Annotated in this window: 7 protein-coding genes and 1 pseudogene; 3 read left to right on the top strand and 5 right to left on the bottom strand. The window is 41.0% G+C overall.

The genetic code is table 11. The annotated features are described in order from the left end of the window. Positions 1 to 205: 205 nt before the first annotated feature. A pseudogene (locus tag AC1DND_RS13115) lies at positions 206 to 541 on the bottom strand (L-threonylcarbamoyladenylate synthase); the annotation flags it as partial. Between the two features lie 59 nt (positions 542 to 600). On the opposite strand from AC1DND_RS13115, the gene AC1DND_RS13110 reads away from it, so the two are divergent. From AC1DND_RS13110 to AC1DND_RS13100, 3 genes are read left to right on the top strand one after another with little or no spacing between them, the layout of a single operon-like run. After that, complete coding sequence (locus AC1DND_RS13110) at positions 601 to 858, top strand: type II toxin-antitoxin system prevent-host-death family antitoxin (protein ID WP_116253226.1); 258 nt, start codon at positions 601 to 603, stop codon at positions 856 to 858. Next, on the top strand, positions 851 to 1,105 hold the full coding sequence (locus tag AC1DND_RS13105; RefSeq protein ID WP_029275821.1) for a Txe/YoeB family addiction module toxin: 255 nt from the start codon (positions 851 to 853) through the stop codon (positions 1,103 to 1,105). Before AC1DND_RS13110 ends, AC1DND_RS13105 begins: the two co-directional genes overlap by 8 nt. A gap of 10 nt (positions 1,106 to 1,115) precedes the next feature. After that, the gene (locus AC1DND_RS13100) at positions 1,116 to 2,777 is read left to right on the top strand and encodes an FMN-binding glutamate synthase family protein (RefSeq protein WP_477582181.1); all 1,662 of its coding nucleotides are present in this window, start codon (positions 1,116 to 1,118) and stop codon (positions 2,775 to 2,777) included. Between the two features lie 767 nt (positions 2,778 to 3,544). Here the strand turns inward: AC1DND_RS13100 and asnS are convergent. The 4 genes from asnS to AC1DND_RS13080 all read right to left on the bottom strand — a co-directional run. Further along, positions 3,545 to 4,993: an asparagine--tRNA ligase gene (gene asnS / locus AC1DND_RS13095; RefSeq protein ID WP_477582180.1), complete on the bottom strand. Its 1,449-nt coding sequence runs from the start codon at positions 4,991 to 4,993 to the stop codon at positions 3,545 to 3,547. A gap of 129 nt (positions 4,994 to 5,122) precedes the next feature. Further along, positions 5,123 to 6,118, bottom strand: a complete 996-nt coding sequence (locus tag AC1DND_RS13090) for a transglutaminase family protein (RefSeq protein ID WP_029275818.1) — start codon at positions 6,116 to 6,118, stop codon at positions 5,123 to 5,125. Between the two features lie 113 nt (positions 6,119 to 6,231). Further along, positions 6,232 to 7,167: an alpha-E domain-containing protein gene (locus tag AC1DND_RS13085; RefSeq protein WP_029275817.1), complete on the bottom strand. Its 936-nt coding sequence runs from the start codon at positions 7,165 to 7,167 to the stop codon at positions 6,232 to 6,234. Between the two features lie 10 nt (positions 7,168 to 7,177). Beyond that, positions 7,178 to 8,518: circularly permuted type 2 ATP-grasp protein (locus AC1DND_RS13080; protein ID WP_477582178.1), on the bottom strand; the 1,341-nt coding region annotated here is incomplete at its 5' end.

Here is an 8,518-nt window from a genome sequence, read left to right as displayed (position 1 = left end):
GGGAAAGATTGTGCACAAGTTTCAACTGCTTCTCCTTCCATCATTTCCTAGGCCGATAGCAGGGTGCAGATCGCCTAGCGCACATTGCAGGGCGCGATAATTTGTCTTTTAGCCCTTTCCCTTTCAGGGGAAAGGTGCCGATAAGCGGATAGGGGTTTAAGGCGCTCGCTATAATACGATTGTCATTCCGCGCAGGCGGGAATCGTTACAAATACTCTTCAATATTTCCTTTGCCTTCACGGATCACTTCAAACTCGCCGGTGGTACAATCGATTACGGTAGAGGCATCATTATCGCCGTAACCACCGTCGATTACCAGATCGACCAGGTCTTCGTATTTTTCATGAATCAATTCCGGATCCGTAGAATACTCAATTACATCATCATCATCCTTTATGGAACTAGATAGGATGGGGTTACCCAATTCTTTTACAATGCAACGGGCAATATTGTTATCGGGCACACGGATACCCACCGTTTTTTTATTGGAACTTAATAATTTGGGTACGTTGTTGTTCGCATTAAAAATAAAGGTAAAAGGGTACAAATAATTGTACAGTTTTTTTATTATCTTTAATTTTGAAGATTATTAACATTAATATGGAAATCACAAATTATACCTCATTCAGGCAAAGTTTAAAGTCTTATTTAGATAAGGTTTTTACGAACCATACCCCCTTATTTGTTACCCGGGCAAAAGGAGAAGATGTTGTTGTGCTATCTAAAGCAGATTATGATAGTATGCAGGAAACTTTTTATTTGTTAAAAAGCCCAAAAAATGCAATTAGGCTTGATCAGGGACTAAAAGATTATGAGAATGGTTTAGCCAAGGAGCAAGACTTGATCGATAATGATTAAATTGTTTCTCGATGGTGCATGGGAGGATTATCTCTATTGGCAATCGGTTGATAAATCGGTTCTGAAGAAAATAAATGCCTTGATAAAAGAAATCGAACGCACACCTTTTGAAGGTACCGGAAAACCTGAGCCACTAAAACATCAATATTCTGGATGGTGGTCGAGGAGGATTAATTTAGAACATAGACTTGTTTACAAAGTAGAAGATAACAAAATTATCCTCCTACAGTGCAGGTATCATACTTAACAATAACAACATGAGAAAAGCTTTTGTCGCAATTGCTGCATTTTTAATTGCCCTAACCATTATGCTGGGCCTTTACCATCCCTTTTTATGGTGGACATTCATCTTCACTGGTCCTTTTGTAATTCTTGGTATTTACGATTTATATCAGCCCAAGCATAGTATTGTAAGGAATTACCCGGTTTTTGGCCGTTTAAGGTATTTTATGGAAGAATTGAGGCCGAAAGTTTACCAGTATTTTGTAGAGAGCGATACGAACGGTACGCCTTACAGCAGGTTAAACCGCTCATTAATCTATCAACGCGCTAAAAAAGATAACGATACCATTCCATTCGGAACGCAGTTAAATGTTTACGATAACGGCTATGAATGGTTAAGCCATAGTATTGCGGCCATTTCTCACCACGAATTAAACCTGGATCCACGCGTTATGGTTGGTGGTCCGGATTGTAAGAAACCTTACTCTGCGAGTATTTATAATATATCGGCCATGAGTTTTGGCTCATTAAGTCAGAATGCAATTCTGGCTTTAAACGGTGGTGCTAAAATGGGCAACTTTGCACACAATACCGGCGAAGGTGGAATCAGCGATTATCACCGTCAGCCCGGAGGCGATTTAATCTGGCAGATTGGTACCGGTTATTTCGGTTGCCGCAATGCCGATGGTACCTTTAATTACGATGCTTACGCCGAAAGGGCAAAAACCGACCAGGTAAAAATGATCGAGATTAAACTTTCGCAAGGTGCTAAACCTGGTCACGGTGGTATGCTGCCCGCCAAAAAGGTAACACCAGAGGTAGCCAGAATCCGTTTAGTGCCCGAAGGTAAAGATGTATTGTCGCCACCTGCTCACTCGGTATTTAATACGCCGATCGGTTTGTTGGAGTTTGTGAAGAAACTCCGCGATTTATCGGAAGGTAAACCAGTAGGATTTAAGCTTTGTATCGGCCGTAAAAGCGAATTTTACGCCATTTGTAAAGCCATGGTAGAAACAGGTATTTATCCTGATTTTATTACCGTTGATGGTGGCGAAGGCGGAACGGGTGCTGCTCCACAGGAATTTTCGAATTCGGTAGGTATGCCTTTGCGCGAAGGTGTGGCTTTTGTGTACGATGTTTTGAATGGTTTTGATCTGAAAAAACACATTAAAATTATCGCCTCGGGCAAAGTGGCAACAGGTTTCGATCTGGTTAAAAATATCGCCCTTGGTGCCGATATGTGTAATGCTGCCCGCGGAATGATGTTCGCTTTAGGCTGTATCCAGGCATTAGAATGTAACAGCAATACCTGTCCAACAGGCGTGGCTACGCAAGACCAGAGTTTAATGAAAGGCCTTGTAGTAGAAGATAAAACCGTTCGGGTTAAAAACTTCCATAACCTAACCGTAGCAAGTGCTGTAGAGCTATTGGGGGCTGCGGGTTTAAGAGAAACGCATCAGTTAAGCAGGGCGTATATCAACAGGCGGGTAAGTCCGAGTGTAATGCAGAGTTATTTAGAGAGTTTTCCATATATCCCGGCAGGTAGCTTGTTAAAAACGCCTTACCCAACCCGTTACGAACTGGGCATGGCGCTGAGCACTTCGGCCAGTTTTGCCCCAACCGATTATAAGGTTTCGGCGGTAGATTATGCACATGCCAATCCGTATGGTGACAGCATGCATGATGATGGGCGATAACAGCGAGAGATGACTTACGAAGTTTAAAAAGAGGCTAAGCGTCGGCAGAACTTCGGAAGTCTAGCATATGGCAACTCATTAGTTTTTTGGAAAGCAGGGGCAGTGGTGTTTAGGTTTGTTCAGTCCTGCTTTTTGCTTCTGCCGATGAAAAATCGGCATCCGCGTCAATCAGGTTTAGGTGGCAAGTAATGAAGGGGTATTAACGGGTGAATCACCAAACGTTCCTACGGAACGAAAACGCCAATTAAACAATTGGCTACCCAGGAAGCGTCCCGATGGGACGGTTGTTCAAAACCCTCGATTTGTTTAGCGTACATTAATTCGGTTGTGCTCACATCTAGGCCTTTACTCTGAATTTATCTCAGGGTCTTAATAATAACAAGCTGCAGGATAGATACTGAAACAAGTTCAGTATGACGGATTTGTGCCCTAGATCCGTCACCCTGAATTCATTTCAGGGGCTTAATGATAACAAGCTAGCATGATAGATACTGAAACAAGTTCAGTATGACGGGATTTGTYCCCTMGATCCGTCACCCTGMATTYATTTCAGGGKCTTAAATRATAACAAGCTAGCATGATAGATACTGAAACAAGTTCAGTATGACGGATTCGTTCCCTCGATCGTCACCCTGACCCGATAGTTATCGGGTTTATCTCAGGGTCTTAATAATGCAAAAAAAGGAGTCAAGTTTTTAAAAACTTGACTCCTTTGGTAATTGGCTATTTGTTTTTCCTAAACCCTAAACCCTAAACCCTAAACCCTTCTAAAATTCTGCATTTTTCGGGAATCTTGGGAAAGCAATTACATCGCGGATGTTGGTCATTCCGGTTACAAACAATACCAAACGTTCGAAACCTAAGCCAAAACCCGAGTGCGGAGCTGATCCAAAGCGGCGGGTATCTAAATACCACCAAAGTTCTTCCTGTGGAATGTTTAAATCTTCCATACGTTTAGTTAAACGGTCTAAGCGTTCCTCACGTTGCGATCCGCCAATCATTTCGCCAATACCAGGGAATAAGATATCCATCGCTGCAACAGTTTGTCTGCCTTCAGCATCTGGTTCATTCTGGCGCATGTAGAACGATTTAATATCAGCAGGGTAATCCGTTAAAATTACCGGTTTTTTAAAATGTTTTTCTACTAAGTAACGTTCGTGCTCACTTTGTAAATCCGCACCCCACTCATCAATCAGGTATTTAAATTGTTTCTTCTGGTTTGGTTTAGAAGATTTTAAAATCCTGATCGCCTCCGTATAGGTTAAACGCTCAAATTCGTTGGCCAGGCAGAAGTCCAATTTCTCTAACAAGCTAAATTCGCTGCGCTCGTTCTGCGGTTTTTGTTTGTCCTCTTCGGCCAAACGTGTGTTTAAGAATTCTAATTCATCCTTGCAGTTATCTAAAGCATATTTAATTACATACTTCATCATATCTTCTGCAAGCTGCATGTTATCTTCTAAATCGGCAAATGCAACTTCTGGCTCAATCATCCAGAATTCGGCCAGGTGACGTGTAGTATTTGAGTTTTCTGCCCTAAAAGTCGGGCCGAAAGTATAAATCTGTCCGAAAGCCATTGCCGCTAACTCGCCTTCTAATTGACCCGATACGGTTAAGTTGGTTGCACGGGCAAAGAAATCTTGCGAGAAATCTACTTTACCATCGTCTGTACGTGGTGTATTGTCGAAATCTAAAGTAGTTACCTTAAACATTTCGCCGGCACCTTCTGCATCACTTGCGGTAATTACAGGCGTGTGCATGTATACGAAACCACGTTCGTTGTAGAATTGGTGAATGGCAAAAGCCAAAGCATGACGAACCTTAAAAACAGCATTAAAAGTATTGGTACGGAAACGCAAGTGTGCAATCTCGCGTAAAAACTCTAAACTGTGTTTTTTTGGTTGTAATGGAAACTTTTCAGGATCACTATCACCCAAGATTTCTAGGGTTGTTGCCTTAATCTCAACGGTTTGTCCTTTACCAAGCGATTCGATCAATTTACCTGTCGCAGAAATGGCCGCACCGGTAGTTATTCTTTTTAACAGCTCATCAGGTAAATTATTAAAATCGATCACAACCTGGATATTGCTCATGCAAGACCCGTCATTTAATGCAATAAACTGATTATTACGGAAAGTTCTAACCCATCCCATAACCGTTACTTCTGTGTCAAATGCTGTCGACTTTAATAAATCTTTAATTTGCTGTCTCTTAATCATATTGTTATTTGTAAAAGGCGCAAATTTAGAAAAAAACTTTATCAGTTGGCAGTTTTTAGTATACAGTTTTCAGTTTTTTAGCGTGAGGGATTTGCTAACTGATAATTGCGGACTGTTAACTGCAAAAGCCTACTGTTGTTGTTGCTGCTGTTGTTGCTGGATGGCTTCCATATATTGTTGATAGCTGTTTTGTGTTCTTGCTGTGGTTATTGTTCCAGATGGTTTAGTATAATTCACTTCTTTTGGCTGAAAATAAGTTTCGTTATCATTAAAATCTTCATCATTATAACCAACTGATACGTTAACTTCCATAATATGCTCGAAACCACCTTTGTAAACCCCTTTTACAGGAGAGCAATCAGTAAAATTTCGACCTACTGCCAGGCGCACATGGTTTTCGTTGGCAATGCAGTTATTGGTGGGGTCTAAGCCCAGCCAGCCATACTCGGGTAAATATGCCTCGGCCCAGGCATGCGTTGCGCCTTCACCCCGCATACCATCTCTATTGGGACAGATGTAACCGCTCACGTACCTGGCCGGAATCCCGGTTAAACGCAACATGGCTGTTAATACATGCGCAAAATCCTGGCAAACACCTGCTCTAAGTTTTAAAATTTCATCTATGGTKGTATCAACTGCGGTTACACCTTTAATGTATTCGAAATTATGGAAAACATCGGCACAGTATTTTATCGCGGTTTGATAGGGGGTGTCTTCAGCATCTTTAATCTTCAGCGCTGTTTCTTTCAGTTGGCTAATGCCCTCGAAACTTTCTTGTCGCAAGTAATCTATGTACGGCACTTCAAATTTTAGGACGTTTAAACTGTTCCACTGCTCGCTGCTAAACATATCGTCTTGCGGCAATGGCTTCGGGAAGGTTTCTACACTTACTTTGGAAAAAATTTTCAGCTGTGTATGGGGCTCATTTTGGGTAAATGTGCCTACTTCATTGCCATAGTAATCGATAAAAATTTCAATTTCCGGGCTTCCGGAGATATTCAGGTCGTGTTTAACCACCTTTTGAAAATCATCCTTGATCGGAAATAAAATAATCTGATTTGCACTGTCCCGAACAGGTAATTCGTATTTATAATTGGTGATATGTTTGATTTTGAAAATTGGCATATTGGTTTTTATTATTATAGGTTACCACAGATAAAAAGGATAAACACAGATGAAAAATCAATAAAGGAAATAGTATCTGTGTTAATCATGTCTATCTGTGGTTAAAAAACTATTTATGAATTTGCGAAATAATATTCATTTAGCAGGTTTCCGATGCCGAAAAGTTCAGCTCTGATTTCTGTAAGGTAATGATGCAACTGCTCTTCGTTCATGGTATTTACCGAGCTATAGGTAATCATACTTTTTAAACGCCCTATTTTAAAAGATAAGTTATTGTAATGTTCGATATTGCTTTCGCTCTTTAACCGGTTAAAATACCTTTCAATATTGTTCATGGCGTACAGTACCGACCGTGGAAAATCATTGTTGAGCATCACTAATTCGATGATGTTTTTTGCATCGAAACCTTGCCTGTAAGTTTTTAGATATAGCTCATAACCGCCTAATGATAGCAATAAATGTTTCCAGTAGGATATATCCGTGAGCAGATCTGGGTTGCTGCTTATCGAGCTGAATTTAATGTCGAGAATATCGACTGACTGTATGCTTCTCTCGAGGTGTTTGCCAATATTCATAAAACTTCTGCTTTCTCCACGCTCCATCACACTGTCGGCAGTTCCGTTATATAACATTACCTGTTTAATCAAAACATCCAAGGCCGTAACAGGATCATCCTTCTGTACGTACCACAGTAATTTTTCATCTTTTACCGCATGGTAATATTCGTTTAAACACTGCCATAAATCTTTAGGGATGTGTTCCTGAACACTCCGTGCATTTTCCCGGGCCAGGGTAACGATGTTTAAAATTGAATTTTGATTCTCGCGATTCAACAATAGGTATTCTATCACGGCACGGCTATCGTGCTGGATATTCAATAATTCATTTTCGTCATCTGATGAAAAAATCCTGATTACGGGCTTCCAGGTAAATTCCTGTATGGTATCTTGTGAGGAAGCATAATTTGTTTTTAACATGCGCAGCATACCATCGCTGCGCTCAACATATCTGCTTAGCCAATATAAGCTTGATGCAACTCTACTTAACATATTCTGTATTCTAAGAAGTTAAAACCYATGTATCTTTACTGCCGCCACCCTGCGAGCTGTTTACGACCAGCGAACCTTCTTTTAAAGCTACCCTGGTTAAGCCGCCCGGCACAATTGAAATGCCATCTGGTCCGTTTAAAGCGAAAGGGCGAAGATCGATTCTGCGTGGAGCCAGTTTTCCGTTGATAAAACAGGGGGCAGAAGATAGGCTTATGGTAGGCTGGGCAATAAAATTGCGTGGATCTTTCAATACTTCGATTTTGTATTCGTCTGTTTCCTGCTCGCTGGCAGCGTGCCCCATTAACATGCCATATCCACCACTTCCATTGGTTTTTTTAATTACCATCGTATTGATGTTTGCAAAAACATAATCGAGTTCATCTTTATTGCTGAGCTGGTAGGTGGGTACATTCTTGAGTATGGGTTCTTCGTTCAGGTAGTACCTGATCATATCTGGTACATAAGTATAAACGGCTTTGTCGTCGGCTACGCCATTGCCTATTGCATTAATAATGGCTACATTACCTTTGCGATAGGCACCCATTAGGCCTGCAACGCCCAGTACGCTGTTCGGATTAAAAACCAGTGGATCAAGATAGTCGTCATCTACACGGCGATAAATCACATCAACCTGCTGCAGGCCAGTGGTGGTTTTCATAAACACCTTTTGGTTTTTAACCACCAGATCACGTCCCTCTACCAGTTCTACTCCCATTAAGCGGGCCAGGGTAGTGTGTTCGTAGTACGCAGAATTATACATGCCCGGGCTCAACAGTACAATTGTTGGGTTAGAAACAGCTCTGGGAGAGAGGCTCATTAAATTTTTATACAATATGGCAGGGTATTCGGTTACACTTCTTACGCCGCACTGCGGAATAAGGTCGGGGAATAACCTTTTGGTAATTTCCCTGTTCTCGAGCATATAGCTCACCCCTGAAGGTGTGCGCAGGTTGTCTTCTAACACATAAAATGTTCCGTCATGATCTCTTATCAGGTCTATTCCGGCAATATGGATATAGATATCATGTAATACGTTTACATTGTGCATCTCTCTTAAAAAATGCGGACAAGAATAAATTACATTTATAGGTACAATCTGGTCTTTTAAGATAAATTGATTACTATAAATGTCTTTTAAGAAAAGATTCAGCGCTTTTAGGCGTTGTTTTATTCCTTTTTCTATAAAACTCCACTCTGTTGAAGTGATAATTCTTGGGATAATATCAAAAGGAAAGATTTTTTCGATCCCTTCGCCGCTATCGTATACCGTAAAGGTAATACCCTGGCTCATGAACAGCTTTTTGGCCAATTCTTCCTTTTTGTTCAGGTTCTCAAGAGATTCTTTAGAGAG

The organism is Pedobacter sp. 01N416 (genome assembly GCF_056399685.1).
This window is presented reverse-complemented; position numbering and strand designations above follow the sequence as displayed.